Source organism: Acinetobacter sp. A47 (assembly GCF_000805455.1).
Taxonomy (GTDB): domain Bacteria; phylum Pseudomonadota; class Gammaproteobacteria; order Pseudomonadales; family Moraxellaceae; genus Acinetobacter.
This window is the reverse complement of record NZ_JSUS01000061.1, coordinates 1-462: the sequence shown is the minus strand read 5'-3', so window position 1 is coordinate 462 and position 462 is coordinate 1. Positions and strand designations below refer to the sequence as shown.

1 protein-coding gene is annotated in these 462 nt (G+C 50.4%); it reads left to right on the top strand.

The window, feature by feature from the left end; genetic code table 11:
* On the top strand, nt 1-373 hold a 373-nt coding region (locus tag OC23_RS12230), incomplete at its 5' end, for a 50S ribosomal protein L11 (protein WP_038345134.1).
* Nucleotides 374-462 lie beyond the last annotated feature (89 nt).

The window sequence follows — 462 nt, the reverse complement described above, 5'->3', positions numbered from 1 at the left end:
GGTCGCTTCTGTGCTTGGTCCGCGCGGTATTCCTATGCCAAAGTTTTGCAAGGAGTTTAATGATGCCACGAGTGCGCAGGGCGTCCCTTACGAGACGGGGGACCTAGTTACTGCCAGGATAAGCGTCTATGCCGATAATAGCTACAGTTTTTCTGTGAGCGATTCACCCGTGTCATTTTTGTTGAAGAAGGCTGCTGGGGTTACCAAGGGGTCCTCCAGCCCCGGCAAGGAAAGTTGTACGAGCATAAAGATGTCTGAGGTTGTTAAAATCGCTGAGCGGAAGATGGCTGATATGAACGCGGATAGCGTGGAATGTGCCGTTAAGATGGTGGTTGGAACCGCGAAGTCTATGGGCATGACTGTTGAGGAATGATTTTGGAGGGTTTTATCTATGTCTGGTGATGGTAGTTGTTCCTACAGTGCCGAGGAGGGGATTCGCGAGCTTTTGCAATCAGCTAAAGC